Here is a 26,777-nt window from a genome sequence, read left to right as displayed (position 1 = left end):
GTACAATGCGGGTCATTTCAGTTAAGCAACCGACAACGGCCTACCATGCGCACCAGTCAATATTTGCTCGCCACCCAGAAAGAAACCCCTTCCGATGCAGTCGTCATCAGCCACCAACTGATGCTGCGTGCAGGCATGATCCGCAAGCTGGCATCCGGCCTTTATACCTGGCTGCCGATGGGCCTGCGGGTAATGCGCAAGGTCGAAGCCGTGGTGCGCGAGGAAATGAACGCTGCCGGAGCCCTGGAAGTGCTGATGCCAAGCATCCAGCCTGCCGAATTGTGGCAGGAGTCTGGCCGCTGGGAGCAGTACGGCCCAGAGCTGCTTCGCCTGAAGGATCGACACAACCGTGAGTTCTGCGTCGGCCCAACCCACGAAGAAGTCATCACCGATCTGGCCCGCAACGAGCTGAACAGCTATAAACAGCTGCCACTGAATCTGTACCAGATCCAGACCAAATTCCGTGATGAGATCCGCCCACGCTTCGGCCTGATGCGTGGCCGTGAGTTCATCATGAAGGATGCCTACTCCTTCCATACTGACCAGGCTTCCCTGCAGCAAACCTACGACCGCATGCACCAGGCCTACTGCAATATCTTTACCCGCCTGGGCCTGAACTTCCGTCCGGTAGAAGCCGATACCGGCTCCATCGGCGGCTCCTACTCCCACGAGTTCCACGTACTGGCCGAGTCGGGTGAAGACGATGTGATCTTCAGCGACAGCTCCGACTACGCAGCGAACATCGAAAAAGCCGAAGCGATTCCACGGGAAACGGCTCGCCCTGCCCCTACCCAGGAACTGCGCCTGGTCGATACGCCAGATACCAAGACCATCGCCCAACTGGTCGAAGGCCACGGACTGCCGATTGAGCGCACCATCAAGACCCTGATCGTTCATGGCGCCGAAGAAGGCAAGCTGGTTGCCCTGGTTGTACGTGGCGACCACGAACTGAACGAAATCAAGGCCGCCAAACTTGAGCAGGTCGCTGACCCGCTGGTCATGGCCAGCGACGCCGAACTGCGCGACGCCATTGGTGCTGGCGCCGGCTCCCTGGGCCCGCTGAACCTGCCACTGGAGTGCATTATCGACCGCTCCGTAGCCCTGATGAGCGATTTTGCCATCGGCGCCAATATCGACGACAAGCACTACTTCGGCGTGAACTGGGAGCGCGATCTGCCGGTTCCGCAGATCGCTGACCTGCGCAACGTCGTGGAAGGCGACCCAAGCCCTGACGGCAAAGGCACTCTGGTAATCAAGCGCGGCATCGAAGTCGGGCATATCTTCCAACTCGGCACCAAGTACAGCGAAGCCCTGAAGTGCCAGGTGCTGGGCGAGAACGGCAAGCCTGTAACCCTGACGATGGGCTGCTACGGCATTGGCGTATCCCGTGTCGTTGCGGCTGCAATCGAGCAGAATTATGACGAAAACGGCATTATCTGGAGCGATACCCTGGCACCGTTCCAGATCGCCCTGGTACCGCTGCGCTATGAGACTGAGCAGGTTCGTGAAGCAACCGACAAACTGTATGCCGACCTGACCGCTGCCGGCTTCGAGGTCCTGCTGGACGATCGTGACAAGAAGACCAGCCCAGGCATCAAGTTTGCCGACATGGAACTCATCGGTATCCCGCACCGGATCGTAATCAGTGATCGCGGCCTGGCCGAAGGCAACCTGGAGTACAAGCACCGCACCGAACGCGACGCTCAGCCTCTGGCGCTGGCCGATGCCCTGTCGTTCCTGCAAGCTCGTATCCGTCGCTGACAGCCAACGCAAGAGTAATCATGTTCAAGCGAAGTACCTTTACCTTGGGGGGCACCGCACTGTGCGGTGCCCTGCTCCTCAGCGGCTGCGCCAATCAGATGTCCCAGCGCAGCGAGCACGAGGAGCGCATCGAGCGCAAATTGCTCGAGCATAGCCTGCAGATCGATGTCGGGGAGCCCAAGGTGCTTGAGCTGCCACAACGCCGCGTGCGCATTCAAGAGCAGAAAAACTTCGAAGTCACCGAGTTTGAAGTGACGCGTCGTTACGATCGCTACACCCCCTATCAGCCCTGGCGGGAAATCTATGAGATCCCGCTGGGTGCGGTCGCGGTGGTAGCCGGTGCAGGCGCTAACATCGTCAACGTCTTCACACTGGGCAATCTGCCAGACAGCGTTACTCACGACTGGCTCAGCTATGGCTTCGCTGGCCTGAACCCATTCATGAACACACAATCCAACGGTCGCGCCCAGCAGAATCTGGCCGCTATCGATGAGGTTCAGAAGGACAAGCGCCAGGAAAAAACCAGCCTGCCCTGGAGCGAACGCCCCGTGGAGATCAAGGCAGGCAAGCTGACACATGAGCTGACTACCGACCGTAACGGTATTCTGCGCCTGAACCTGCTTGACGACCCCTTCACCGACCAAAACCTCAGCCATGTCGGCACCTTGCATCTGCAAGTAACCGATGAGGAAAACAACGTCCGTGCCGATGCCAGCCTGCTGCTCAGCAGTACGCTGCGTGGCAAATTGGTAGAAGCCCACGACCTGATTTTCGACGACCTGGAAGACGATGAAGTCAGCCAATGGGTTCATCGCGTCAAGCGTCTTTCAGAACTGGGCATGGAAGAAGAGGCGAGCGAACTGGAGCAGAGCCTGATCGAGCTGACCCGCAACGATCCAGAACTGCAGCAGGAGTTCCTCAAGTCACTGACCACAGAAGCCGGCCGTCTGGTTGCCGATCCTGGCGCTCACTGATTACCTGACCGATGAGTAGTGGGTACGTGCCTGACGTGCCCCACCTCAATCGAGCGAAAACAGCTCTAGTTGCTCATGCGCCCCGCGCAAATCCTGCAAGCGCACCCCAATCCCAAGCAGCCTCACAGGCTTGCCGCCACGGGCAAATGCCTGGCTCATCAGATGCTGATAGCTCTCCAAGTCGCGGCTTGCCCCCGCCTGCTCCAGCGTGGTCTGAGTAAAGTCATGGAACTTGACCTTGACGAACGGTTTACCCGGCCGATAACTGCTATCGATACGCGCCATGCGACCTGCCAGTGCATCCAGCAATGCGGGTAATTTATCCAGACAACTTGCCAGATCGGGCAAGTCGGCATCATAGGTGTTCTCAACACTGACCGACTGACGCCGACAATCATTCTGCACGGCGCGCTCATCAATGCCCCGCGCCAAATTGAAAAGTCGCTCGCCAAAACTGCCAAACTCGCGCACCAGCGCCAAGCGACTCCAATCGCGCAACTCCAGGCAATTGACAACGCCCAGCCGACCGAGCTTGTCCGCCGTTACCTTGCCGACACCATGCAGCTTGCTCACCGGCAACACCGCGACAAATTCCTCAACCTGCGCAGGCGTAATCACAAACAAACCGTTGGGTTTGCGCCAGTCACTGGCGATCTTGGCCAAAAACTTGTTGGGCGCCACTCCCGCCGAGACCGTGATGTGCAAACGCTGGGAAACCCGCCGACGGATATCTTCGGCAATGCGCGTGGCGCTACCGGAAAAGTGCGGGCTGTCTGACACATCCAGGTAAGCCTCATCCAGAGACAGGGGCTCGATGAGATCGGTGTAGTCGCGGAAGATGTTTTGTATCTCACGCGATGCTTCTTTATAAGCATCCATGCGCGGCTTGACGATCAACAGGTCTGGACACAGCTTTAGCGCATGCCGTGATGACATGGCAGAGCGCACACCGAAGGCCCGGGCCTCATAGTTACAGGTCGCAATGACCCCTCGCCGCTCGGCAGCGCCGCCGACCGCCATAGGCCGACCCGCCAAGCGGGGGTCATCGCGCATTTCGATGGCGGCATAAAAGCAATCGCAGTCGATATGGATGATCTTGCGTTGAGGCATGATTGGCCAAGCAACCCGTAAAAAGAGTGCTCGCAGTATCTCACCCTGTTGCCGAACCGTGCACCCGACAGGATGCAAAACCCGGCACAGGCCATGGCCCGCCTGCCTCGCAGGGCATTACAGGCTGGCTAAATAGTTGAACGAAAAGGTTTTTTTCCACATCGCTATTGACAGCATCGCGCAAAACTGTAGAATCTCATTCCACAGGCGCGGGATGGAGCAGCCTGGTAGCTCGTCGGGCTCATAACCCGAAGGTCGTCGGTTCAAATCCGGCTCCCGCAACCAGATTAAGAAAAGGCCACTCGAAAGAGTGGCCTTTTTCTTTGCGCCGAAAAAAGCCCCACAGGGTTTTCCATTGAAATTCAATAATTAAGCATTGACAGCAATAGCCAACGCTGTAGAATGCGCCCCACAGACGCGGGATGGAGCAGCCTGGTAGCTCGTCGGGCTCATAACCCGAAGGTCGTCGGTTCAAATCCGGCTCCCGCAACCAAACGTCTGAAAAAGGCCACTTTGAAAAAAGTGGCCTTTTTTTTTGCGCTCGTCATACGCAACCCTTCTCCGCCCTACTACAGGGCAGCATGAAACTTCTTTAACCAACCCGGTGCATCGCATAAGCGTCATCACAGGGTAATATTCTGTAAATATATTCCACAGGGATTGGTAACTTGACTGGGTACTTCCATCCTGTCGCGCACAATCCAATAGGTGATTGATGCGCACTCACACCACTGACGTCGAGACTTCGGTAACTGCAGCCCAGCCAATTGCGCCGCAGCGCTTGCGCTGGCTTGAGCGGGTCAGCAAGTACCGCCAGCCCATTGGCCTGACCGTAACCTTGCTGCTGTTCGGCATTGCCCTGGTGGCCTGTCGGCACATGCTCAATGAGCTGGATATCTATGCGCTGCACGACTCACTGCTGAGTATTCCATTGCCATCACTTGGTGGCGCACTGCTGGCCACCCTGATCGGCTTTATCATCCTGCTCGGTTATGAGTGGTCGGCCAGCCGCTATGCAAATGTGAAGCTCGCCCCCCAAACCCTGGTACTGGGCGGTTTTACTGCATTCGCCATTGGCAACGCCATTGGCCTGTCGCTGCTGTCTGGTGGCTCCGTGCGCTATCGCCTCTATGCGCGGCATGGTCTGGGAGCGTCCGAGGTGGCGCGCATGACCTTGTTCGCCAGCCTCTCCCTGGGTTGCGCGCTACCGCCGCTGGCCGCGCTCGCGACCCTTAGCGACCTGCACGCTGCGTCTATGGCGCTGCGCCTGCCAGCGAACCTGCTGGCGAGCCTTGCGGTACTGGTTCTCGCGCTAAGCGCGCTCCTTGCGTTTGGCCTTTACCGTCGACGCCTGCCCGAACAGCCCATTACCGATAACCTGCTGGTTCAGATTGGTCGACGCACCTTGCGCCTGCCAGGCGTTCGACTGACCGCACTGCAACTGGTCATTACTGCACTGGATGTCGCCGCTGCAGCCACAGTGCTTTATCTGCTCCTGCCAGAAGCACCGCCCTTTGGTGCCTTCCTGCTGGTGTACCTCATCGCACTGGCTGCTGGTGTATTGAGTCATGTTCCCGGCGGCGTTGGTGTATTTGAGGCCATTCTGCTGGCAGCCTTCGCCAACCAATTGGGTGCTGCCCCACTGGCTGCAGCACTGCTGCTTTACCGACTGATCTATGTAGTGCTTCCTCTGCTGCTGGCTTGCGTAGCGCTGCTGGCCACCGAGGCGAGACGCTTTCTTTTTGCCCGTCAAGCCATGCGGGCGGCCTCCGGCCTTGCCGCGCCAGTACTGGCGGTTCTGGTGTTCCTTTCCGGTGTGGTCCTGCTGTTTTCGGGTGCTACCCCTGAGATTGACACCCGCCTGGAACACATGGGCTTCCTGGTACCCCATCGGCTAATCGACGCATCTCACTTCGGTGCCAGTTTGGTTGGCGTACTCTGCCTACTGCTGGCCCAAGGGTTGCGTCGGCGCCTTTCGGCAGCCTGGATGCTAACCACCATCCTGCTGCTGGTGGGCGCTTTGCTGTCCTTGCTCAAGGGTTTCGACTGGGAAGAAGCCAGCATTCTGATCCTCACCGCATGCCTGCTGGCGCTGTTTCGTCGCTCGTTCTATCGCCCCAGTCGCCTTCTGGAGTTACCGTTTTCACCTGTCTACGTTGTCGCCAGCGCCTGCGTACTGGGCGCCTCGATCTGGCTTCTGCTATTCGCCTATCAGGACGTTCCTTACAGCCATCAACTGTGGTGGCAATTCACCCTGGATGCTGATGCACCGCGAGGCCTGCGCTCGGCGCTGGGCAGCGCAGTAGTGCTGGTGATCGTGGCACTCACGTGGCTACTGCGCACCGCCAGGCCTGTCATTCACCTGCCAAACGACGACGAACTGCAGCGCGCCAAGCACATCCTGCTCGCATCGGACCAGCCCGACGGTGGCCTGGCCCTGACCGGCGACAAGGCCCTGCTGTTTCACCCCGATAACAATGCCTTCCTCATGTATGCACGTCGCGGCCGCAGCCTGGTCGCCTTGTATGACCCCATCGGCCCTGCTCAACAACGTGCCGAGATGATCTGGCAGTTCCGCGACCTCTGCGATGTTCACCACGCCCGTCCAGTGTTCTATCAGGTACGCGCGGAGAACCTGCCGTTCTATATGGACATCGGCCTGACCGCACTCAAGCTGGGCGAAGAAGCACGCGTCGACCTCAAGCGCTTCGACCTTGAAGCCAAGGGCAAGGAAATGAAGGATCTGCGCTACACCTGGAACCGCGGCGGTCGGGACGGCCTGACCCTGGAAATTCATGAACCAGGAGAAGCACCGCTGGAAGAACTGAAGGTCATATCCGATGCGTGGCTGACCGGTAAGAACGTACGTGAGAAAGGCTTCTCACTGGGCCGCTTCAGCGCCGATTACCTGCAGCACTTTCGCATTGCCTTGATCCGGTTCGAAGGCCGTCCGGTGGCGTTCGCCAACCTGCTGGAAACCCACAGCCATGAACTGGCCAGCCTTGACCTGATGCGCGCACACCCAGAAGCACCGAAGCTGACCATGGAGTTCATGATGATCGGCCTGATCCAACACTATAAAAAACATGACTACGCTCGTTTCAGCCTGGGCATGGTGCCCTTGTCCGGGCTGCAACCACGGCGTGGCGCACCACTGACTCAACGATTGGGCTCATTGGTTTTTCAGCGCGGCGAACAACTCTACAACTTTCAGGGCCTGCGCCGCTTCAAAGACAAGTTCCAGCCCGACTGGGAACCCCGTTACATGGCCGTACCCGCAGGACTTGATCCGCTGGTAGCGCTGGCCGACACTGCCGCCCTGATCGCCGGCGGCCTGACTGGATTGGTGAAACGCTAATGATTCGACGCTATTGGCTGTACGCACTGACAACCTTGGTGGCAGCCCTGATTGCCGCCGCCTTGGGCTTCTGGCTCTGGACACGACCAGCACCACAGGCACAACTGGAACACCTGTCACTGCAGGACGGTAGCCCCGTGACCCGTACAACGCCTGGCACCCAAGCCAAGGCCCGCGTGCTCGTAGCCGTCCCTCAGGATCAAACCCTGAGTGATAAACAACTGCTCGACCTGAGCCAGAGTGGCAGCGCCCAACTCGTTCAAGTGATCCTACCGGTCACCGACTGCGCTAAACAGCAGCAGGTGGTGCAGGAGGCGCTCAAGCAACTTCAGGGCGACGCCACTCTGGTTGCGGGCATCGGCCCTGGCGCCGCACAGGCATGGCGCTGGCTGTCCGAACAGACAAACGACAAGGCTCAGGCGATTTCGGTCGATTTCACCCTTGAGCAGGCAGGCTGCCCTGCCCCTCTGCCGAAGTCAGCCGCGCACGGCCACTGGAGCGTGGCCTGGAACGACAATCCGGATGACGCCAGTGCGGCCTTCGTCCGTGATCAGCAAAATGCAGAAACCAGCATCAGCGACTACGACGTCCACTTGCCTCAAGTACTCAAGGCTCAACTGACCCAGGCACTGATTGGTCAGGACGGCAACGCCATGAGCATCCCGGTTGTTGAAGTACCTGCCGGGCAAACGGCTGACACCGTAACGCTGTTCCTATCCGGTGACGGCGGCTGGCGCGACCTGGACCGGGACGTCGCGGGTGAAATGGCCAAACTGGGGTACCCGGTGGTAGGTATCGATACCCTGCGTTACTACTGGCAGCACAAAACTCCAGAGCAAAGCGCCGTCGACCTGTCCGAGTTGATGCAACACTATCGCCAGAAATGGGGCACCAAGCGCTTCGTACTGACGGGCTACTCCTTCGGCGCCGACGTGCTGCCGGCAATCTACAACCGCTTACCCAGCGAAGATCAAAAGCGCATTGACGCAGTGATTTTGCTGGCCTTTGCCCGCAGCGGCAGCTTTGAAATCGAAGTCGAAGGCTGGCTGGGCAATGCTGGCAAAGAGGCGCCAACCGGCCCGGAAATGGCCAAATTGCCCGCAGCCAAGGTGCTTTGTGTCTATGGCCTGGAGGAAACCGACGAAAGTGGCTGTACCGAAAGTACGGCCGTTGGCGAGCGGCTCAAGCTGCCGGGCGGCCATCACTTCGACGAGAACTACCCGGCCCTGGCCAAACGCCTGATCGACGGCATCGAAAACCGTCAAGGTAAAACCAGCGTCGCCGAACAACAGTAAGTCGACTGTGCAAACGGGCTCCCAGCGGAGCCCGTTTTTTTTGCCCGTTACATTTCGACCTGGGTTCCCAGTTCAATCACACGGTTAAGCGGCAGGTTGAAGAAGCGCAAGTTACTGTTGGCATTCTTCAGCAGGAACGCGAACACCGTCGCACGCCACCGCGCCATCCCCACAAGACGCGAAGCGATAACGGTCTCCCGGCTGAGGAAGTAGGTGGTGCGCATTGGGCTGAAGTCCAGTTCCTCGAGATGACACAACTTCAGTGCTGCAGGCACATCTGGCTCGTCCATGAAGCCGAAGTGCAGAATGACCCGGTAGAAGCCCTCACCGTAGGCCTCGACCTCAAAGCGCTGCTGGGCAGGCACGCGCGGCGCATCCTCGTTGACTACAGTCAGCAGCACGACCTGTTTATGCAACACCTGGTTGTGCAACATGTTATGCAGCAGCGCATGGGGCACGGCATCCGCCCGTGCAGTGAGGAACACTGCAGTACCTTCAACCCGATGGGGCGGCTGCACGCGGATACTGCTGATAAAGATCGGCAGCGGCAGGCTTCCTTCATCCAGCCGTTCAACCAGAATCTGTTTACCGCGCTTCCATGTGGTCATCAACATGAACAGGGCAATACCCGCCAGGACCGGAAATGCGCCACCCTGGAAAATTTTCGGCACGTTGGCGGCAAAGAACAGCCCATCGACCAAGAGAAAGCCGACCAATACCGGTACAGCCAGAACCGGTGGCCACTTCCACAACAGCAACATGACAGCAGAAACCAGCAAGGTCGTGATCAGCATGGTCCCGGTCACGGCTACACCGTAAGCGGAGGCCAGGGCGCCCGAGGACTCGAAACCGAGCACCAGCAAAATCACACCGACCATCAGCGACCAGTTCACGGCGCCGATATAGATCTGCCCTTGCTCGTCACTGGAGGTGTGCTGGATGTGCATACGCGGCACATAGCCAAGCTGGATCGCCTGGCGAGTCAGGGAAAATGCCCCGGAAATCACCGCTTGGGAGGCAATGACCGTCGCCAGCGTCGCCAAACCGACCAGAGGTATCAGTGCCCAGTCCGGTGCCAACAGATAGAACGGATTGCGTGCGGCATCCGGCGTCTCCAGGATCAAGGCACCCTGACCAAAGTAATTGAGCACCAGCGCTGGCAACACCAGGGCAAACCAGGCCCGTGCAATGGGCTTGCGACCAAAATGCCCCATGTCGGCATACAGCGCTTCAGCGCCCGTCAACGCCAACACCACCGCCCCAAGAATCGCTACGCCCATACCGGGATGCACAATGAAGAAGCGTACCGCCCACAGGGGATTGAGCGCCTGAAGCACTTCAGGCCGCTGAACAATGCCATGCACGCCAAGCGCAGCCAGTACCAGAAACCAGGCAACCATCACAGGACCGAACAAAATGCCGATTCGCGCCGTGCCATGCCGCTGAATAAGGAAAAGCCCCACCAGAACGATCAGCGCCACAGGAATGACCCAATGACCGATGCCCTCGAAGGCCAACTCCATCCCCTCGACAGCCGACAGTACCGAGATTGCTGGGGTGATCATGCTGTCGCCGTAGAACAGCGCCGCACCGAACAAACCAAACACCACCAGTAACGTGCGCAGTTTCGGATACGGAGACGCCGCTCGTCGGGCCAGCGCCGTCAGCGCCATGATCCCGCCTTCACCCTGGTTATCAGCCCTCAGGATGAACAGCACGTACTTGACGGACACAACCCAAATCAGCGACCAGAAGATCAATGACAGAATACCCAGTACTCCATCATGGTTGACCGGCACCCCATAGCCGCCGGAAAAGACTTCCTTGAGGGTGTACAAAGGGCTGGTCCCGATATCACCGTAAACCACCCCGACCGCTGCCACCAGCAGGCTTAGCGGTTTTGCCGCCGACTGCCCGGTATCGGCATGACTGCTTGCCTGAACCATCAACCACTCCCGCAACCAAGACCCTGAAGCCTGAGAAATTCGCGCCAGATGCTAGCATTTACGCAATCCGCGAACGGTGACCCGCAGCAGCTGACATCAACGCTGGCACAACGCCGCGAAGCATAGCGCAGCGTTCGTCGTATTTCTGCTGGTCAAGTGGGATTACGCTCGCTAGAATTGCGCACTTTTTGATCAGAGGCGCCCAAACGCCCGCCAAGGTTGTCGCGCCATTCGGCCTGGCAACCTCTTCAACACCGAGGTTAGTCATGTCCACCACCCCTACGCCCACCACGCCCAAGGTTGGCTTTGTTTCCCTGGGTTGCCCCAAGGCCCTGGTCGATTCCGAGCGCATCCTGACCCAACTGCGCATGGAAGGCTACGAAGTCGTGCCCACCTATCAGGATGCCGATGTGGTAGTGGTCAACACCTGTGGTTTCATCGATTCGGCCAAGGCCGAGTCGCTGGAAGTGATCGGAGAAGCCATTGCCGAAAACGGCAAGGTGATCGTCACCGGCTGCATGGGTGTCGAAGAAGGCGCCATTCGCGACGTACACCCAAGCGTACTGGCCGTGACCGGTCCGCAACAATATGAACAAGTGGTCAACGCCGTCCACGAGGTGGTTCCGCCCAAGCAGGACCACAACCCGTTGATCGACCTGGTGCCACCACAAGGCATCAAACTGACGCCCCGCCACTACGCCTACCTGAAGATTTCCGAAGGCTGCAACCACAGCTGCAGCTTCTGCATCATCCCGTCGATGCGTGGCAAGCTGGTCAGCCGCCCGGTGGGCGAAGTGCTGAGCGAGGCAGAGCGCCTGGTCAAGGCCGGCGTCAAGGAGCTGCTGGTGATCTCTCAGGACACCAGCGCCTACGGCGTCGACGTCAAGTACAAAACCGATTTCTGGAACGGTCGTCCGGTCAAGACCCGCATGCTCGAACTGTGCGAAGCACTGAGCAGCCTTGGCGTCTGGGTGCGCTTGCACTACGTCTACCCGTATCCAAACGTCGACGACGTGATCCCACTGATGGCCGAGGGCAAAATCCTGCCGTACCTGGACATTCCGTTCCAGCACGCCAGCCCGAAAGTGCTCAAATCGATGAAGCGGCCGGCCTTCGAAGACAAGACCCTGGCACGCATCAAGAAATGGCGCGAGCAGTGCCCAGAGCTGATTATTCGCTCGACCTTCATCGTTGGCTTCCCGGGTGAAACCGAGGAAGACTTCCAGTACCTACTCGACTGGCTCAGCGAGGCACAGCTTGACCGTGTCGGCTGCTTCCAGTACTCGCCCGTCGAAGGCGCACCGGCCAATGACCTGGGCCTTGAAGTCGTACCAGACGACGTCAAGCAGGATCGCTGGGACCGCTTCATGGCCCACCAACAGCAAATCAGTGCCGCACGCCTGCAATTGCGAGTTGGCAAGGAAATCGAAGTGCTCATCGATGAAGTCGACGAGCAAGGCGCCATTGGCCGCAGTTTCTTCGATGCGCCAGAGATCGACGGTGTGGTCTATGTCGAAAGCGACCGCGACCTCAAGCCTGGTGACAAAGTGCTGTGCCGCGTAACCGAAGCCGACGAATACGATCTGTGGGCCGAAACCCTCTGATCAACCGCGTCTGAAAAAGCCCTGCCAGCGATGGCGGGGCTTTTTTACGGCTATGGTTTCCTCATCCCACAGAGGAGACCCTTGAAATGCCCCAGCTTCATCGGGTTCAAACCCCCAGCTTCAACGACTACCCAGAACTGATCCGCGTCTGGGAAGCCTCGGTGCGCGCCACCCACGACTTTCTGCCGAACGACTATATCTGCCTGCTGCGCGAGCAGATGCGCAAACAGTATCTCGACGCCGTCATGCTGATCTGCTGCAAAGACCGCCAGCAGCGTATCAGCGGTTTTGCCGGGGTTGCCGCCGGACGCGTGGAAATGCTCTTCGTTGATCCGGACTACCGCGGCCAGGGCGTGGGCAAACAGCTATTGCGCTACGCCATCGAGCACCTGAATGCCGAGCAACTGGATGTCAATGAACAAAACCCCCAGGCGCTAGGCTTCTATCTCAAACAAGGCTTTGAAATCATCGGCCGGTCAGAAACCGACGGCATGGGACAACCTTACCCCCTACTCCACTTAAGGCTTGTTCATACACTGCCTTTAACTTCAGGCTGACAGCCAACGTAGTACTACTCCGAAATAGGGCAAAACCGCGCTATCGACGAATGTTGCCGGGATTAACCGGGGCCAGCCGGGTACAATGGTGGCCTTTCCCTGTGCCACGGCTGTCGTCATGTCTGAACCCATTCGTCTTTCCAAACGCCTTATCGAAGTTGTCGGCTGCTCCCGACGCGAGGCAGAGCTGTTCATTGAGGGTGGCTGGGTCACAGTGGACGGCCAGATCGTCGACGAACCACAGCACAAGGTCAGCAGCGAGCAGGTCGAACTGTTGCCCGGCGCCAAGGCCGAAGCACTGGAACCGGTCACCCTGTTGCTCAATCAACAGCCCGAAGACACCCTCGACAGCGCATTGGCCAGTATCAATGCGCTCAGCCTGTCCGAACTGCACCGTTACGGTAAGCGCCCACTCAAGGGCCACTTCAGCCGCCTGACGAGTGCCGCGCTGCTTCAGGAAGGTGCCAGCGGGTTGCAGGTGTTCAGCCAGGACTGGCGGGTATTGCGCAAGCTCACCCAGGACATTGCCAAGCTTGAGCAGGAGTATGTCGTCGAAGTCAGTGGCGAGATCATCGCCCACGGCCTTGAACGACTGAACCGCGGGGTGATCTGGCAAGGCAATACACTGCCGCCGGTCAAGGCCAGCTGGCAGAACGAAACGCGCCTGCGCATCGCACTGAAAAACCCGGCACCCGGCGTCATCGTGCAGTTGTGCAAAAGTGTCGGCCTGAGCGTTGTCAGCATGCGCAGGCTACGCCTCGGCGGCGTAGCCATGGGCAAGTTGCCTCTGGGCCAATGGCGCTATCTGGCGGCTCAGGAAAAGTTCTAGCACCACAGGCGCTACCACTCGGGTGGCGCCCCCGATCAGGATTGTTCTCATGATTCACAACGATGTACTGCGCAGCCTGCGCTACCTGCTGGAAATCAACGACGCCAAGCTGATTGAACTCATCAAGCTGGGCGGGTTGGACGTCAGCAAGGCCGACATCGCCACCTACCTGAAAAAAGAGGATGAAGAAGGCTTCGTCCGCTGCCCGGATGAAGTCCTGGCGCATTGCCTTGACGGTCTGGTGTACTTCAAGCGCGGCAAGGACGAGAGCCGCCCGGCCCTGCCGATCGAGCTTCCGGTGACCAACAACATCGTCATGAAGAAATTGCGTGTCGCCTTTGAGCTCAAGGAAGAAGACCTGCACGCGATTCTCAAGGCCGTCGACTTCCCGGTTTCCAAGCCAGAGCTCAGCGCACTGTTCCGCAAGGTCGGGCACAGTAACTACCGCCCCTGTGGCGACCAGTTGCTACGCAACTTCCTCAAGGGCCTGACCCTGCGGGTACGTGGTTGAGGCGCCGATGAACCACAGTGTCGCCCCCGTCGGCATCCTGCACTCCTGCTTCAAGGAAAAGTTTGCCATCCCGCGTCAACCCCAACTGGCGCCAGCCGCGCGCGGGGTGCTCGAACTGCTGCCGCCGTTCGATCAGGGCGATGCAGTCGCCGGTCTTGAGCAGGTCAGCCACGTCTGGCTGCTGTTCCTGTTCCATCAGGCATTGGAGGACAAACCTCGACTGAAGGTGCGTCCGCCACGCCTGGGGGGCAACAAGTCCATGGGGGTGTTCGCAACGCGCGCCACCCACCGCCCTAACGGCATCGGTCAGTCGGTTGTCAGGCTGGAGAAGGTTGAACCGGGTCGGTTGTTCCTCTCCGGTATCGACCTGCTGGACGGCACCCCCGTGCTGGATATCAAGCCGTACGTTCCCTATGCCGACAGCATTGGCGATGCGGTGAATACGATGGCCAGCGCCCCGCCCGCACCGATCCTGGTGCAGTGGAGCGATCAGGCATTGCATCAGGCACAAGAGCACGCCTTGCGTCTCAGCGAGCCGCTGGCAGAGCTGATCGAGCAATGTCTGGCGCAAGACCCGCGCCCGGCGTACCAGGTTCCCCCCGCCGAGCGAATCTACGGCGTAAAGTTCTGGGATGTGCAGGTGCGCTGGCACTATCCCCACCCGGACATGATCCGGGTGCTGGAAGTCGTGCGCGAGCCATAGCCCCGAACCAGCAAGGTGTAAAAACGAAAAAAGCAGGCCTAAGCCTGCTTTTTTTCGTTCAAACCGCGAGATTACTTCTCGACGAATGCCCGCTCGATCAGATAGTCGCCCGGCTCGCGCATACGTGGCGAGACCTTCAGACCGAAGCTGTCGAGCACTTCACTGGTTTCATCCAGCATGCTCGGGCTACCACAGATCATCGCGCGGTCATCTTCCGGGTTGATCGGCGGCAGACCAATGTCGCTGAACAGCTTGCCGCTGCGCATCAGGTCAGTCAGACGCCCCTGGTTCTCGAATGGCTCACGGGTTACGGTTGGGTAGTAGATCAGCTTGTCACGCAGCGCCTCGCCGAAGAACTCATTCTGTGGCAGGTGCTCGGTGATGAACTCGCGGTAGGCGACTTCGTTCACATAGCGCACGCCATGAACCAGAATGACTTTCTCGAAGCGCTCGTAGGTTTCCGGGTCCTGGATGACGCTCATGAACGGCGCCAGGCCGGTACCCGTGCTCAGCAGGTACAAGTGCTTGCCCGGCTTCAGGTCGTCAAGGACCAGCGTGCCGGTAGGCTTCTTGCTGATGATGATCTCATCGCCTTCCTTGAGGTGCTGCAACTGCGAGGTCAGCGGGCCGTCCGGCACCTTGATGCTGAAGAACTCCAGATGCTCTTCCCAGTTTGGGCTGGCAATCGAATAGGCGCGCATGAGCGGACGGCCATTAGGTTGTTGCAGGCCGATCATCACGAACTGACCGTTCTCGAAGCGCAGGCCCGGATCGCGGGTGCACTTGAAGCTGAACAGGGTGTCGTTCCAGTGATGGACACTGAGAACACGTTCGTGGTTCATGTTGCTCATGTATAGGGCTCCTGAAGAAAAACGCGGCGCTAACCGTGAGCGCGATTGCGCAATAGTTTAGTGGCAGCGACAATATCTGTTAAATGAATTATCAAGATATGTCTTATCGGTTATATAGATATGCGATTTACGCTTCGTCAGCTTCAAGTCTTCGTCGCCGTAGCCCAGTACCAGAGCGTCTCACGCGCCGCTGGCATACTGGCGTTGTCGCAATCCGCCGCCAGCACATCAATCACAGAGCTTGAACGTCAATCCAGTTGCCAGCTCTTCGACCGTGCCGGCAAGCGCCTCAGCCTCAACGCACTGGGTCAGCAACTGCTGCCTCAGGCCGTCGCACTGCTCGACCAGGCCAAGGAAATTGAGGACCTGCTCAATGGTAAGTCCGGGTTTGGCTCCTTGGCTGTCGGCGCTACGCTGACGATCGGAAACTACCTCGCTACGCTGCTGATCGGCAGCTTCATGCAGGTTCACCCTGAAAGCCAGGTCAAACTGCACGTGCAGAACACGGCGCATATCGTGCATCAGGTAGCGCACTACGAAATTGACCTGGGTCTAATCGAAGGCGACTGCAACCACCCGGACCTGGAAGTTCAGCCTTGGGTCGAGGACGAACTGGTAGTGTTCTGCGCCCCCCAGCACCCCTTGGCGCAGCGCGGCCAGGCCAGCCTTGACGAGCTGACACGGGAGGCATGGATTCTGCGCGAGCAAGGCTCAGGCACTCGCCTGACCTTCGATCAAGCGATGCGCCACCACCGCTCGGCACTTAATATCCGCCTTGAACTGGAACATACCGAAGCAATCAAACGTGCAGTGGAATCAGGGCTGGGCATCGGCTGCATTTCCCGCCTTGCCCTGCGAGACGCCTTTCGCCGAGGCAGCCTGGTAGCCTTGGAAACCCCCGAGCTTGACCTCGCCCGACAGTTCTACTTCATCTGGCATAAACAGAAGTACCAGACCTCGGCGATGCGCGAATTCCTGGAGCTATGCAGAACCTTCACGGCCGGGGTGCAGCGCAGCGACGAAATCGTGCTACCCCGCATTCCTTAAAGCAGGATTACCGCCCAGACCAGGCCGACCATGCTCAAGGCCACCAACTGTGCAGCACTGCCCATGTCCTTGGCGTTCTTCGACAATGGGTGGCGCTCAAGCGAGATACGGTCGATTGCTGCTTCCACCGCCGAGTTCAGCAACTCGACGATCAGGCCAAGCAGGCAGACAGCGATCAGAATCGCCCGCTCGGCACGGCTGACCTGAAGCCAGAACGCCAACGGGATCAACACGACATTGAGCAATACCAACTGGCGAAAGGCTGCTTCGCCGGTGAAGGCAGCACGCAAGCCATCGAACGAATAACCAGCAGCATTGAAAATACGCTTGAGGCCGGTTTGGCCCTTGAATGGCGACATAAAGAACCACTTCATCCTTAAAAACGCTGAAGGCTAGTTCAGCTCGGGTCAAAAAAGCGTGAAGGCAGACGGCTTTAGCTTCCCGAAACTGACTCAAGTTGTTGCAGCAGCAAGGCCGCCTGAGTGCGAGTGCGCACACCCAGCTTGCGGAAAATCGCCGTGACGTGCGCTTTGATGGTCGCCTCGGAAACACTCAATTCATAGGCGATCTGCTTGTTCAGCAAACCTTCGCAGACCATGGTCAGCACCCGGAATTGCTGTGGCGTCAAACTGGCAAGCCCTTCACTGGCCGCCTTGGCTTCAGCTGAAACATCAACTTTCTCGAACGCCTGAGGCGGCCACCAGACATCACCATCCAGAACCTTGCGCACGGCATCCTGAATCGTCTCCAGCGGGCTCGACTTCGGAATAAAGCCGCTAGCACCGAATTCACGAGACTTCACTACCACCGATGCCTCTTCCTGAGCGGAAACCATCACCACAGGAATCTGCGGGTACTGCCCGCGCAGCAGGACCAAACCGGAGAATCCGTAGGCGCCTGGCATATTGAGGTCCAGCAACACCAGATCCCAGTCGGCCTTTTCAGTCAATCGGGTTTCCAGTTCGGCGATGCTCGCCACTTCCACCAGCCGCACGTCCGGGCCAAGGCCCAACGTCACGGCCTGGCGCATCGCACTGCGAAAAAGTGGGTGGTCATCGGCAATCAGGATTTCGTACGTGGCCATCGATCTAATGATCCTGTTCTATGCAGGCGCGCTAAAGACCGGACGCCTGGCGGGGAGCAACTCAAGGCTTGGGAGGCAGTACCACATGCCAAAATGGCGTAACGAGGCGATAAAAGTGTTTCAAGCTTCGTCACAACTGAATCGGCGCCAAGGATGCCGAGCTCAGACCGGGTGGTCAAGTTCGGCACCTTGCGGCGCTGCCTGCGTGCTCATTATGAACCGAACACACTGTGGACGCCCTTGTACTATAGGAAGGGCTGCAGCCGTTGATGCACGTCATCCTGTTCATCGACAGGACGGTGGAACTTGGCGCCCAGGTAGTGCGCACTGAAGACATCCAGATAGGCATCAAGCGCCTCGGCAGCTCGCTGATCGGCGGCCAACTCCAGACACATGGCTGCCACTTCGGCGGTACAAAAATGATCATCGCGCTTGGACCGACGCAGACGATAGCGTGACAGTTGCTCAGGTTGCAGGCTCAGTACAGGGAAGCGGTCCAGGTACGGGCTTTTGCGAAACATTTTTCGCGCCTCGGTCCAGGTCGCATCCAGCAAGATGAATAGCGGCCGCTTGCCAGGCTCACGAACAACCTCGGTCACCACCCGTTGCGGCTCGACAAACTCCCCTGGGAACACAATGTAAGGCTGCCAGTGAGGCTGCTCCAGCAGTGCCAGCAACTGCTCATCCACTGAGGTGCGCTGCCAGCCAAAAGCCGTCGTGTCGGCAATGATGTCGGCAATCAGCCATCCCGTATTGGTCGGTTTCAGTGGCTCGGTATCATGCATCAACAGGCACATGGCCGACTCGGCGGCAACCCGTGGCTTCCACGCACACAGGCAATGGCTGTCAATGACTCGACAGCCTGGGCAACGAGGCGCACGCGAACCACGTGCAACAAAAGGTTTGACGCTGCGGGCCAGTCGATCGGCTCGCAGACGGGAGACAGCATGGGTCATGGATGGCACAACGAAGGCAGGAGACAATTGACGCAGTTTACCAGAGGCCGTCAGCCACCGAGTGTTTTTGCCATGGAGCCGGGCTCTGTGCTCCCCTATAATCGCCAGCCTATCGATGCGCGCTGGCGCAAACAGGCCTGCCGATGGTGGAACGCAACGCCAGAGCGCAGGTCCAACCGCCAGTTACCGAACCAGGAGAAATTCATGCTGCGCTTTATCGCCCCAACCCTCGGCCTGTTGCTGGCTCTGCCTCTGGCGGCAAATGCTGCTTCGCTGCAGGACTATGAGCTTGGCAAAATGCTGGACAAGGTTGCCAAGGAAAGCAGTGTTGGCACACCTCGGGCGATCAACGAGGACATTCTCGACCAGGGTTATACCGTTGACGGCAAGGAGCTGATCAACCATTTGAGCGTACGTGAAAGCCATGCGCAGCAAATGCGAGCGAATCCGGATATGGTTCGTGGGCAATTGGGCGCCAGCGTCTGTCGTAACACGGGCTACCGTCAGCTACTGGCGCGCGGTGCGGTTCTGCGCTACGAGTTTACCGAGTACAAAACCAATCGCCCGGTAGCCGTACAGCGCTTCAGCGCCTCCGACTGCGGCCTGAACCAGAAAAAGAAATAATCAGGTTACCCCTCACTGGCGCGCCGCTGCTCTTCATCGGCACGCAACTCGGACACGAGTGCCTGGATGTAACGCGAACGACACTCTCCCCCTTCGAGACGTCGCAGGCACTCCTCCTCAAGGCTCAGGTCACCGGCCTGCGCTGCGCTTTGCAGCGACGCATACAACTGTGTATCCACATCCAGAATCAACCGACGCATAGGTTATGCCTCCCTGCACTCAAACACTGTGATCGTCCTTGAAGTTAATCAGATTGTCCTGCTAATTGGATCCGATCAGATGAGCGGTCGACATCTGCACCTGAAACGGCATGAATCCATGATCGTTATGCTATGAAGAACAGGCCATCACGACAGCATGAACACCCGACAGGGTCTAGATTAATAACCAACCACCACTTTTATTTCGGGCACAACAAGGAGGCGTATCCACACCCGGTACACTACTGCCTCTGGCGGCAACAATAGCCATACCGATAATCAGTGCTGCCAGTAGGCCCAGAGAGCCTATCGAGATGCCGACCTCGCAAATCGGACTGAAGCAGCCAGCAACACATGAGTGTTGCAGCCAGATCGAAATACGCGTTCTGGCCAGCAGTTTTGCTGCAAAAGGAGAAGTTGAATGCCTAACAAACCGAATGAGCTTCTTGCGAACTACTTCAAGAACAACGGAATCAACCTCGACAACGTCGACGAACAACTGAAGCTGGTCGCCCCCAACAGCCCCAACTTGTCGCTCTACCGGGACATGATGCTGACCGTCCTGCGGATGGCGCATGACGACAGCAACCGCTGGAATGCGAAGATCACCCTCCAGGCCCTGCGCGAACTGGATCATGCCTTCCGCGTGCTGGAACAGTACAAAGGCCAGCGCAAGGTAACGGTCTTCGGCTCGGCCCGAACCCCGATCGAACACCCCATGTATGGCCTGGCAAAAGAACTGGGCGCCACACTGGCTCGCTCGGACATGATGGTCATCACAGGTGCTGGTGGTGGCATCATGGCTGCCGCCCATGAAGGAGCTGGCGTGGAACATAGCCTGGGTTTCAATATCACTCTGCCATTCGAGCAACACGCCAACGCAACAGTCGAAGGCACAGACAAGCTGCTGCCGTTCCACTTCTTCTTTATCCGCAAACTCTTCTTCGTGAAAGAGGCCGATGCGCTGGTGCTATGCCCTGGTGGCTTTGGCACGCTGGATGAAGCACTGGAGGTCCTGACCCTTATCCAGACGGGCAAGAGCCCGTTGGTACCCGTGGTACTGCTGGATGCCCCTGGCGGCTCATTCTGGCAGGACGCCCTGAAATTCATTACCCATCAGCTGGAAGAAAACCGCTACATCCTGCCAAGCGACATGAAGTTGCTGCGCCTGGTGCACAGCACAGAGGAAGCGGTCGAAGAGATCAACCAGTTCTACAGTAACTACCACTCCAGTCGCTGGATGAAGAACCAGTTCATCATTCGCATGCATCATCGCCTCAGCGACGCTGCGATGCTCGATATTGCAGAAGTGTTTGCAGATCTACGCCAGCATGGTCATTTCCATCAACACACCCACAGCTGTGTGGAACTTGACGACCCGCAATTCAGCCATTTGCATCGGTTGGCATTCGCCTTCAATGGTCGCGATTACGGTCGCCTACGCGAACTGGTGGACTTCATCAACCATCCGGAAAACTGGGCCAAACCCCAACCCATGCACACCACACAGCATGCACGGGAAGCGCTGAAGGTCACGTGAAGCTATGTGATCGAGGCTGAGTACCCGGAACGTTAGTCATCCAGACCTCGGCCGCTCAGCAAGCGGCCGACCAAGTCCATGGGAAAGCCCCGGTAAACCAGAAAGCGGGTTTGCTGGGCGCGACCGCGAGGATCGCTTGGCAATTGCCCTGCGAACTTGCGCTGCCAGACATCGAGCAATTGCGCCTGCCAGTCTACCCCTGACTCACGCAGGGCCTGCTCGATATCCGAGCGCTGCAAACCGCGCTGGCTCAACTCCTCTCGTATGCGAGCAGGGCCATAGCCGGAGCGAGAGCGGTAACTGATGAAGCTTTCCAGGTAGCGAGCCTCACTGAGCAGCCCCTCGTCCGTCAAACGGTCAAGTTCCTGTTCGATCATCTCGGGAGATGCGCCGCGCTGACGCAACTTGCGCGTCAGCTCGACACGACCATGCTCGCGGCGCGCGAGCAGGTCCATGGCTGTCCGCCTTACGGCGACGGGGGTATCGAGTACGACGGACATGGGCGGGATCAGAAGTCAGCGTCAGCGTCGACCAGATCGTCTTCAGGAGCGGCATCGGCGACCGCAGCCTTGCCAGCAGCCTCTACCGCACCCGGGTTCAGGAGCTTGTCGCGGATCTGCTTCTCAAGGGTGGCAGCGATCTCCGGGTTGTCCTGCAGGAACTTGGCCGAGTTGGCCTTGCCTTGACCAATCTTGCTGCCCTGATAGCTGTACCAGGCGCCCGATTTTTCCAGCAGACCGTGCTGCACACCCAGGTCAATGATCTCGCCGTTGAGGTAGATGCCCTTACCGTAGAGGATCTGGAACTCGGCCTGGCGGAATGGCGGGGCCACCTTGTTCTTGACGATCTTGACGCGGGTTTCGCTACCGACCACTTCGTCGCCTTCCTTGACCGCGCCGGTACGGCGGATGTCCAGACGAACCGAGGCGTAGAATTTCAGCGCGTTACCACCGGTGGTGGTTTCCGGGCTACCGAACATCACACCGATCTTCATGCGGATCTGGTTGATGAAGATCACCAGGCAGTTGGCGTTCTTGATGTTGCCGGTAATCTTACGCAGTGCCTGGGACATGAGGCGAGCCTGCAGACCCACGTGCATGTCGCCCATTTCACCTTCGATTTCAGCCTTTGGCACCAATGCGGCAACGGAGTCGACGATGATCACGTCAACTGCATTGGAACGCACCAGCATGTCGGTGATTTCCAGTGCCTGCTCACCCGTGTCAGGCTGCGAAACCAGCAGGTCGTCGACATTGACGCCCAGCTTGCCAGCGTATTCCGGGTCGAGTGCGTGTTCGGCGTCGACGAAAGCGCAAGTAGCACCCATTTTCTGGGCCTGAGCGATCACCGACAGGGTCAGCGTGGTTTTACCGGACGACTCAGGACCGTAGATCTCGACAATACGGCCTTTTGGCAGACCGCCAATACCCAGGGCAATGTCCAGCCCCAGCGAGCCAGTGGAGATGGCCGGGATCGCCTGGCGCTCATGGTCACCCATGCGCATGACCGCGCCTTTACCGAATTGACGTTCGATTTGACCCAGGGCCGCAGCCAAGGCACGCTTCTTGTTGTCGTCCATTGAAGTCCTCACGTAATCGATAGGCCCTGACGGCCAGAACACCTGTATAAGTAGCCAGTATTATTTCACAGGGTTTTGTTTCCGCCTACCCCCGAATAGCGATTTACTCCGCCCCAAGCTGTAACAAGCCGTCTAGCGCGGCGATTACCGCTTGTCGGCGAACCGCCTCGCGGTCACCCTCGAAGTGCCTGCGCTCGGCCGTCACCTGCTCGCCGTCGGCCCACGCCAGCCATACAGTGCCCACCGGCTTGGCAGCAGAACCACCCTCCGGGCCGGCCACACCACTGACTGCCACGGCAAAACGTGCCCCGCTGGCGGCCTGCGCACCTCGCACCATGGCCTCGACAACCTCCTGACTGACTGCACCAACCTGGCCGAACAACGCCGCAGGAACCCCGAGTTGGCGGGTCTTCTGTGCATTGGAATAGGTCACATAACCGGCCTCGAACCAGGCAGAGCTGCCAGGAATTCGGGTAATCGCCTCGGCAATGCCGCCCCCCGTGCAGGACTCGGCGGTGGTCACATGAGCCTTGAAGCGACGCAGATGCTCACCCAGCCGGGCAGCAAGAACGGTAATCGGGTCCATGGCAAGCTCCTTGAAAGTCTGCACTACCCTACACCAAGCATCGTTTGGCAGAAACGCTCGCGGCAGGTCGCGCGACTACTGCTCCGCCCTTGCGGTATCGAGTGTCGCAGCGCGCAGCAGTTTCAAAGACATCCACGGCCGACTGCGCTAAGCAATGAATGCAGCCGAACGAACTTAAAATGCATGAGCATAAAGAGCGTCCAACTCACTGACCCAGCATGCAATTGACATTACCCAAGCGCCAGCAATGCAGAAAAAATCCCTGTAGTATTAGACGATTCGCAATTGTCCAAAAGACTGCTCGCTGTAAGGCCTTGAATGTCTGATCTTTCCGCACACACTCCGATTGTGCTGGAGTATTAACGAGAAAAGGCGCCAAAGCACAATAACATAAGGGCTTTGGCGCCTTTTTGCATATGCGCAAACGTACATAAATTGGCGTGAATTGGCATAGATAGGCGTTCGGTTTGCCCCATTTTTGCCCCATCGATCAAGTCTTAGGTACAGCTCACTCGCCAAAGCTGATCGATCTGGGTCATGTAGGAGCGACTCATCATTTCCCGGCGCATCCCCCAGTCGGGTGTGAGGTGCACTTTCACCCCTCAGTGAGTGCGCCCTGCCGGGCGCACCAAAAAAAGGCCCGCAGAAGCGAGCCTTTACAAGTCAAGACTAATTACAGCAGTGATTTCACAGGCCCTTGATTTTTTAAATAAGCCCCAAATTCGTCCATACCTTTACTCGTGAGATGCTGCTCATCAATAAACAGTGGATCTCCTGGGCGATTGTCTACCCACATACGACACTTGGCGGACGGACAGAAGAAATCGAGAACGGGCACAAAGGTTACATTATGTTTTTCTGCCATAGCTTTAGCTTGGTCGGCAAGCTCAGCGTAACTCCATTGCGTCAAAGCTTTGTCTTTTGCCGAGATGAATACGGGGATAGGTGACGAATCAGGCAATGACTTTATGTAGTCAGATGTTTTCTGTGCATACATGGGCGACACACCGAACATGAGTACATTCGGAGAAACTTGTTTCGCAGCATCAATTCCAGGTTCGACATCCCGCCACTCTTGAGGGCGATACCGGAAATTGATAATAACAGCCTCAAACTTTAACTCTCTACCAACCCTACCCAGCAATTCGCGCGATTGGCGGAAGCAGCGAGCCCCCACATCACCAGGCGGACAACTTGATTGGTGAATCATAATAAAATTCAGCTCAGGGTACACCCGGCGAAGAGAGTGCATGGTATCCCTACCAACACTATCGCCCAACACCAGGACGTTCCTATCTTTCGCCTGAGCTTTAACGCATGCAAAAATTCGATCTACGGTATTATTCCTATCGTAGCTACAGGTGAAGCCAGCATATACACTCTGATTATACTCAGGCATATTACCAAAGTAGTTAACATTCAGATTCTTCATGTAGAATCTGTTTTCAGTATCTATGGTTGCGACGATAGCCAATTTATCGCCATCAAACAGCATGGAGCGTACCTTCGCGAACAACTCTACCCGACGCTCTTCCACCTTTGTAGAGCTCAACACAAGGGCGACTGAAGCAATGGAAGCCATGAAAAAAACCGCAAATGCGAACGACGCCCCCCTTGACTTAGCCACAAGCTTCCTACGGAACGGCTGTTCAACGAGCTTGTAGGACAGCACAGCAAAAACCAAGGAAACCAGAAGTCCAGCCACCATCAAGAGGGGGCCGGCGCCGGGCTTAACAAGCTTTATAAATACGATGACTGGCCAGTGCCAAAGATATAGGGAATACGATACCAACCCCACCCAGACCATTGGTCTTGATTGCAATATTTTAGAAATTACTCGACCGTTACCTGCTGCATAAATTAACAGAGCGGCACCCAACGTCGGAGGGACTGCTCCAAACCCAGGGAAAATGGTCTGCTTATTATAAAAAATAAACGAATAAGCAATCAAGGCAACGCCAATGGCCTCACAGACATCCGCCTTAGCCTGCTCCGGCTTCGATGGACTCCAAACTGCCAACATCGCGCCGATCATCAACTCCCAAAACCTAGCGAAAGAATTATAGAAAGCCGTCTCTGCTTCTCCCTGTGATAGCAGATACGCGGAGTAACCTAGAGACAAGGCTAGTACCGAGGCGCAAAATACATAGCGCGCTGACTTCGGCCGCGAAGCAAGCAGCACCAAAAAGAAAGGAAAAATGAAGTAAAACTGTTCTTCAACTGCGAGCGACCACGCATGCAACAAGGGCGTCAGGTCTCCTGGACCGCCGAAATAATCGACTGTCGAGAGGAAGAACCAATTAGCTACGAACAACACAACAGCATAGCAACTGCTAACGAAACTGGAAAATTGATCAGGACTTAGCAGGAAGAATGAAAACAGGAAACAGCCAGAAATCACAGGGACCACAGGAGGGAGTAACCTCCGAATCCGCCTTTCATAAAATCTTGCATATGTGAACGTTCCATCCTGGGCTTCCTTCAAGATAATGGAGGTTATTAAAAAACCCGAAATCACGAAGAAAATATCTACTCCAACAAACCCGCCAGGAATAAACGCGAAGCCTGCGTGATAAAAAAGCACGCTGAGAATAGCCAAGGCGCGAAGCCCATCAATTTCCGATCTGTACCGAATCATCATCCCATCCACGATATCCATGTGCCACCAACCTGGCAGGCAGCGCGGATTCTACGACAGAAGGAAAATAATGGAATGGGAAATGTCGGTTTCTCGTCGCATCATTTGACCTGGCTAGGTGATCACACACACGCGGCTTGAGGAGATCGCAGGGGCGGACCACAGGTCTGCAGCACCTACCCCAACGAATCCGAATGCCGTAACTAGAACAGCTGCCCCAGACCTGCAGGGCGCCAATTTAGGATCACCAGTTCGCCTGTAACCTCGGCCTTGCCCTGCCGCTGGTTGGTATTGCTGTATCGGATATCCAGGCTCTCGAAGTGGAAGCCATCGAACGCTCTGCGGATGTCCGGATGGTCGTTTATGCTGACCATCACCCGGCCCTTGCACCGGCGCATGAAGTCGGCCATGCGCTTGTACTCCTCGAAAGGGAAGTCCACGCCGTAGCCGGCGGTCTGCCAGTAAGGAGGGTCCATATAGAAGAAGGTGTGCTCTCGATCGTAGCGCTCGGAGCAGGCAAGCCAGGATAGGTTTTCGACGTAGGTGCCGGCGAGGCGCTGCCACGCGGCTGACAGGTTCTCTTCAATACGCAGCAGGTTGATGGCAGGCCCGGTGGTGGCGGTACCGAACGTTTGCCCGGTAACTTTGCCACCGAAAGCGTGCTGCTGCAGGTAGAAGAACCGGGCGGCACGCTGGATGTCCGTCAGCGTCTCGGGCCGGGTCATCTTCTGCCACTCGAAAATTTGGCGTGAGCTCAGCGCCCATTTGAACTGGCGGACGAATTCCTCCAGGTGGTTCTGCACCACCCGATAGAGCGTCACCAAGTCACCGTTAAGATCATTGAGCACCTCGACCGGTGCGGGCTGCGGGCGCATAAAGAACAGCGCAGCACCACCGGCAAAGACCTCAACATAGCATTCATGAGGGGGAAAGAGCGGAATGAGGCGGTCGGCCAGGCGGCGCTTGCCGCCCATCCAAGGAATGATAGGAGTCGTCATTTGAGAGCAAGTCTTTACTGTATGGA

At 57.6% G+C, this 26,777-nt stretch carries 24 protein-coding genes, 2 tRNA genes and 1 pseudogene; 14 read left to right on the top strand and 13 right to left on the bottom strand.

Annotated elements, in window-relative coordinates; translation table 11 throughout:
* The first annotated feature begins 45 nt into the window (after nt 1-45).
* Together AB7M23_RS12115 and AB7M23_RS12110 are read left to right on the top strand one after the other, a co-directional pair.
* A complete protein-coding gene (locus AB7M23_RS12115) occupies nt 46-1,761 on the top strand; it encodes a proline--tRNA ligase (RefSeq protein ID WP_330522101.1) in 1,716 nt (571 codons plus the stop codon).
* A gap of 20 nt (nt 1,762-1,781) precedes the next feature.
* On the top strand, nt 1,782-2,735 hold the full coding sequence (locus tag AB7M23_RS12110) for a hypothetical protein (RefSeq protein ID WP_099773796.1): 954 nt from the start codon (nt 1,782-1,784) through the stop codon (nt 2,733-2,735).
* Nucleotides 2,736-2,780: 45 nt separating this feature from the next.
* Here the strand turns inward: AB7M23_RS12110 and dinB are convergent, their stop codons facing one another.
* Nucleotides 2,781-3,845 (bottom strand): DNA polymerase IV, encoded by a 1,065-nt coding sequence (gene dinB, locus AB7M23_RS12105; protein WP_065760796.1) that lies wholly within the window; start codon nt 3,843-3,845, stop codon nt 2,781-2,783.
* 208 nt (nt 3,846-4,053) lie between these two features.
* On the opposite strand from dinB, the gene AB7M23_RS12100 reads away from it, so the two are divergent.
* The 4 genes from AB7M23_RS12100 (at nt 4,054) to AB7M23_RS12085 (ending at nt 8,498) form a co-directional block, all read left to right on the top strand.
* Nucleotides 4,054-4,130, top strand: a tRNA-Met gene (locus AB7M23_RS12100).
* 131 nt (nt 4,131-4,261) lie between these two features.
* A tRNA-Met gene (locus AB7M23_RS12095) sits at nt 4,262-4,338 on the top strand.
* Between the two features lie 222 nt (nt 4,339-4,560).
* Nucleotides 4,561-7,203, top strand: a complete 2,643-nt coding sequence (mprF, locus tag AB7M23_RS12090; protein ID WP_454240920.1) for a bifunctional lysylphosphatidylglycerol flippase/synthetase MprF — start codon at nt 4,561-4,563, stop codon at nt 7,201-7,203.
* Nucleotides 7,203-8,498 carry a virulence factor family protein gene (locus AB7M23_RS12085; protein WP_454240919.1) on the top strand — a complete coding sequence of 432 codons (1,296 nt, stop codon included), beginning with the start codon at nt 7,203-7,205 and terminating at the stop codon, nt 8,496-8,498. The genes mprF and AB7M23_RS12085 overlap by 1 nt, the downstream gene beginning before the upstream one ends.
* 47 nt (nt 8,499-8,545) lie before the next feature.
* On the opposite strand, the gene AB7M23_RS12080 is transcribed toward AB7M23_RS12085, so the two are convergent.
* On the bottom strand, nt 8,546-10,444 hold the full coding sequence (locus AB7M23_RS12080) for a potassium transporter Kup (protein ID WP_454240918.1): 1,899 nt from the start codon (nt 10,442-10,444) through the stop codon (nt 8,546-8,548).
* Nucleotides 10,445-10,710: 266 nt separating this feature from the next.
* On the opposite strand from AB7M23_RS12080, the gene rimO reads away from it, so the two are divergent.
* The 5 genes from rimO (at nt 10,711) to tsaA (ending at nt 14,648) form a co-directional block, all read left to right on the top strand.
* Nucleotides 10,711-12,048 carry a 30S ribosomal protein S12 methylthiotransferase RimO gene (gene rimO / locus AB7M23_RS12075; protein ID WP_409276489.1) on the top strand — a complete coding sequence of 446 codons (1,338 nt, stop codon included), beginning with the start codon at nt 10,711-10,713 and terminating at the stop codon, nt 12,046-12,048.
* A gap of 86 nt (nt 12,049-12,134) precedes the next feature.
* Entirely contained in the window at nt 12,135-12,605 is a 471-nt protein-coding gene (locus AB7M23_RS12070; protein WP_330522096.1) for a GNAT family N-acetyltransferase, read from the top strand.
* Between the two features lie 118 nt (nt 12,606-12,723).
* The gene (locus AB7M23_RS12065) at nt 12,724-13,434 is read left to right on the top strand and encodes an rRNA pseudouridine synthase (RefSeq protein ID WP_099776560.1); all 711 of its coding nucleotides are present in this window, start codon (nt 12,724-12,726) and stop codon (nt 13,432-13,434) included.
* Nucleotides 13,435-13,483: 49 nt separating this feature from the next.
* Nucleotides 13,484-13,945, top strand: coding sequence for a YehS family protein (locus tag AB7M23_RS12060; RefSeq protein WP_065760803.1), 462 nt, complete (start codon nt 13,484-13,486; stop codon nt 13,943-13,945).
* Between the two features lie 7 nt (nt 13,946-13,952).
* Nucleotides 13,953-14,648, top strand: a complete 696-nt coding sequence (tsaA, locus tag AB7M23_RS12055) for a tRNA (N6-threonylcarbamoyladenosine(37)-N6)-methyltransferase TrmO (protein WP_454240917.1) — start codon at nt 13,953-13,955, stop codon at nt 14,646-14,648.
* A 71-nt stretch (nt 14,649-14,719) separates the two neighbouring features.
* Here tsaA and fpr read toward each other — a convergent pair whose 3' ends face one another.
* Complete coding sequence (fpr, locus tag AB7M23_RS12050; RefSeq protein WP_065760805.1) at nt 14,720-15,499, bottom strand: ferredoxin-NADP reductase; 780 nt, start codon at nt 15,497-15,499, stop codon at nt 14,720-14,722.
* A gap of 120 nt (nt 15,500-15,619) precedes the next feature.
* On the opposite strand from fpr, the gene AB7M23_RS12045 reads away from it, so the two are divergent.
* Complete coding sequence (locus AB7M23_RS12045; protein ID WP_065760806.1) at nt 15,620-16,546, top strand: LysR family transcriptional regulator; 927 nt, start codon at nt 15,620-15,622, stop codon at nt 16,544-16,546.
* On the opposite strand, the gene AB7M23_RS12040 is transcribed toward AB7M23_RS12045, so the two are convergent.
* The 3 genes from AB7M23_RS12040 to AB7M23_RS12030 all read right to left on the bottom strand — a co-directional run bounded on the left by AB7M23_RS12040 (nt 16,543) and on the right by AB7M23_RS12030 (nt 18,586).
* Nucleotides 16,543-16,905, bottom strand: coding sequence for a diacylglycerol kinase (locus tag AB7M23_RS12040; RefSeq protein WP_065760807.1), 363 nt, complete (start codon nt 16,903-16,905; stop codon nt 16,543-16,545). The two genes, AB7M23_RS12045 and AB7M23_RS12040, sit on opposite strands and share 4 nt — an antisense overlap.
* A 74-nt stretch (nt 16,906-16,979) precedes the next feature.
* Nucleotides 16,980-17,630 carry a response regulator transcription factor ErdR gene (gene erdR, locus AB7M23_RS12035; RefSeq protein ID WP_065760808.1) on the bottom strand — a complete coding sequence of 217 codons (651 nt, stop codon included), beginning with the start codon at nt 17,628-17,630 and terminating at the stop codon, nt 16,980-16,982.
* 245 nt (nt 17,631-17,875) lie between these two features.
* A complete protein-coding gene (locus AB7M23_RS12030; RefSeq protein WP_163931816.1) occupies nt 17,876-18,586 on the bottom strand; it encodes a tRNA-uridine aminocarboxypropyltransferase in 711 nt (236 codons plus the stop codon).
* A gap of 204 nt (nt 18,587-18,790) precedes the next feature.
* Between AB7M23_RS12030 and AB7M23_RS12025 the strand changes: the two genes are divergently transcribed.
* Nucleotides 18,791-19,210 (top strand): quorum-sensing-regulated virulence factor family protein, encoded by a 420-nt coding sequence (locus AB7M23_RS12025; protein WP_330522094.1) that lies wholly within the window; start codon nt 18,791-18,793, stop codon nt 19,208-19,210.
* A gap of 5 nt (nt 19,211-19,215) precedes the next feature.
* On the opposite strand, the gene AB7M23_RS12020 is transcribed toward AB7M23_RS12025, so the two are convergent.
* Entirely contained in the window at nt 19,216-19,410 is a 195-nt protein-coding gene (locus AB7M23_RS12020) for a hypothetical protein (protein WP_330522093.1), read from the bottom strand.
* Between the two features lie 421 nt (nt 19,411-19,831).
* Here AB7M23_RS12020 and AB7M23_RS12015 point away from each other — a divergent pair, with 421 nt between their 5' ends.
* A complete protein-coding gene (locus AB7M23_RS12015) occupies nt 19,832-20,950 on the top strand; it encodes an LOG family protein (protein WP_330522092.1) in 1,119 nt (372 codons plus the stop codon).
* 32 nt (nt 20,951-20,982) lie between these two features.
* On the opposite strand, the gene recX is transcribed toward AB7M23_RS12015, so the two are convergent.
* The 6 genes and pseudogenes from recX to AB7M23_RS11985 form a co-directional block, all read right to left on the bottom strand.
* Nucleotides 20,983-21,450, bottom strand: coding sequence for a recombination regulator RecX (gene recX, locus AB7M23_RS12010; protein ID WP_065760813.1), 468 nt, complete (start codon nt 21,448-21,450; stop codon nt 20,983-20,985).
* Between the two features lie 8 nt (nt 21,451-21,458).
* The gene (recA, locus tag AB7M23_RS12005) at nt 21,459-22,529 is read right to left on the bottom strand and encodes a recombinase RecA (RefSeq protein WP_065760814.1); all 1,071 of its coding nucleotides are present in this window, start codon (nt 22,527-22,529) and stop codon (nt 21,459-21,461) included.
* A 103-nt stretch (nt 22,530-22,632) separates the two neighbouring features.
* A complete protein-coding gene (locus AB7M23_RS12000; protein ID WP_065760815.1) occupies nt 22,633-23,115 on the bottom strand; it encodes a CinA family protein in 483 nt (160 codons plus the stop codon).
* A gap of 497 nt (nt 23,116-23,612) precedes the next feature.
* Nucleotides 23,613-23,708 (bottom strand): annotated as a pseudogene (locus tag AB7M23_RS11995) (DUF4113 domain-containing protein); the annotation flags it as partial.
* A gap of 80 nt (nt 23,709-23,788) precedes the next feature.
* Nucleotides 23,789-25,774 carry an acyltransferase family protein gene (locus AB7M23_RS11990; RefSeq protein ID WP_454240916.1) on the bottom strand — a complete coding sequence of 662 codons (1,986 nt, stop codon included), beginning with the start codon at nt 25,772-25,774 and terminating at the stop codon, nt 23,789-23,791.
* Between the two features lie 182 nt (nt 25,775-25,956).
* Nucleotides 25,957-26,751: a DNA adenine methylase gene (locus tag AB7M23_RS11985; protein ID WP_454240915.1), complete on the bottom strand. Its 795-nt coding sequence runs from the start codon at nt 26,749-26,751 to the stop codon at nt 25,957-25,959.
* Between the last annotated feature and the right edge of the window lie 26 nt (nt 26,752-26,777).

Source organism: Pseudomonas sp. HLS-6 TE3448 (assembly GCF_053629555.1).
This window is presented reverse-complemented; position numbering and strand designations above follow the sequence as displayed.

What these genes read in the sequence shown, in the direction of transcription:
- AB7M23_RS12115 (WP_330522101.1), top strand. Translation starts at nt 46, where the DNA reads ATGCGCACCAGTCAATATTTGCTCGCCACCCAGAAAGAAACCCCTTCC.
- AB7M23_RS12110 (WP_099773796.1), top strand. Translation starts at nt 1,782, where the DNA reads ATGTTCAAGCGAAGTACCTTTACCTTGGGGGGCACCGCACTGTGCGGT.
- dinB (WP_065760796.1), bottom strand. Translation starts at nt 3,845, where the DNA reads ATGCCTCAACGCAAGATCATCCATATCGACTGCGATTGCTTTTATGCC.
- mprF (WP_454240920.1), top strand. Translation starts at nt 4,561, where the DNA reads ATGCGCACTCACACCACTGACGTCGAGACTTCGGTAACTGCAGCCCAG.
- AB7M23_RS12085 (WP_454240919.1), top strand. Translation starts at nt 7,203, where the DNA reads ATGATTCGACGCTATTGGCTGTACGCACTGACAACCTTGGTGGCAGCC.
- AB7M23_RS12080 (WP_454240918.1), bottom strand. Translation starts at nt 10,444, where the DNA reads ATGGTTCAGGCAAGCAGTCATGCCGATACCGGGCAGTCGGCGGCAAAA.
- rimO (WP_409276489.1), top strand. Translation starts at nt 10,711, where the DNA reads ATGTCCACCACCCCTACGCCCACCACGCCCAAGGTTGGCTTTGTTTCC.
- AB7M23_RS12070 (WP_330522096.1), top strand. Translation starts at nt 12,135, where the DNA reads ATGCCCCAGCTTCATCGGGTTCAAACCCCCAGCTTCAACGACTACCCA.
- AB7M23_RS12065 (WP_099776560.1), top strand. Translation starts at nt 12,724, where the DNA reads ATGTCTGAACCCATTCGTCTTTCCAAACGCCTTATCGAAGTTGTCGGC.
- AB7M23_RS12060 (WP_065760803.1), top strand. Translation starts at nt 13,484, where the DNA reads ATGATTCACAACGATGTACTGCGCAGCCTGCGCTACCTGCTGGAAATC.
- tsaA (WP_454240917.1), top strand. Translation starts at nt 13,953, where the DNA reads ATGAACCACAGTGTCGCCCCCGTCGGCATCCTGCACTCCTGCTTCAAG.
- fpr (WP_065760805.1), bottom strand. Translation starts at nt 15,499, where the DNA reads ATGAGCAACATGAACCACGAACGTGTTCTCAGTGTCCATCACTGGAAC.
- AB7M23_RS12045 (WP_065760806.1), top strand. Translation starts at nt 15,620, where the DNA reads ATGCGATTTACGCTTCGTCAGCTTCAAGTCTTCGTCGCCGTAGCCCAG.
- AB7M23_RS12040 (WP_065760807.1), bottom strand. Translation starts at nt 16,905, where the DNA reads ATGTCGCCATTCAAGGGCCAAACCGGCCTCAAGCGTATTTTCAATGCT.
- erdR (WP_065760808.1), bottom strand. Translation starts at nt 17,630, where the DNA reads ATGGCCACGTACGAAATCCTGATTGCCGATGACCACCCACTTTTTCGC.
- AB7M23_RS12030 (WP_163931816.1), bottom strand. Translation starts at nt 18,586, where the DNA reads ATGACCCATGCTGTCTCCCGTCTGCGAGCCGATCGACTGGCCCGCAGC.
- AB7M23_RS12025 (WP_330522094.1), top strand. Translation starts at nt 18,791, where the DNA reads ATGCTGCGCTTTATCGCCCCAACCCTCGGCCTGTTGCTGGCTCTGCCT.
- AB7M23_RS12020 (WP_330522093.1), bottom strand. Translation starts at nt 19,410, where the DNA reads ATGCGTCGGTTGATTCTGGATGTGGATACACAGTTGTATGCGTCGCTG.
- AB7M23_RS12015 (WP_330522092.1), top strand. Translation starts at nt 19,832, where the DNA reads ATGCCTAACAAACCGAATGAGCTTCTTGCGAACTACTTCAAGAACAAC.
- recX (WP_065760813.1), bottom strand. Translation starts at nt 21,450, where the DNA reads ATGTCCGTCGTACTCGATACCCCCGTCGCCGTAAGGCGGACAGCCATG.
- recA (WP_065760814.1), bottom strand. Translation starts at nt 22,529, where the DNA reads ATGGACGACAACAAGAAGCGTGCCTTGGCTGCGGCCCTGGGTCAAATC.
- AB7M23_RS12000 (WP_065760815.1), bottom strand. Translation starts at nt 23,115, where the DNA reads ATGGACCCGATTACCGTTCTTGCTGCCCGGCTGGGTGAGCATCTGCGT.
- AB7M23_RS11990 (WP_454240916.1), bottom strand. Translation starts at nt 25,774, where the DNA reads ATGGATATCGTGGATGGGATGATGATTCGGTACAGATCGGAAATTGAT.
- AB7M23_RS11985 (WP_454240915.1), bottom strand. Translation starts at nt 26,751, where the DNA reads ATGACGACTCCTATCATTCCTTGGATGGGCGGCAAGCGCCGCCTGGCC.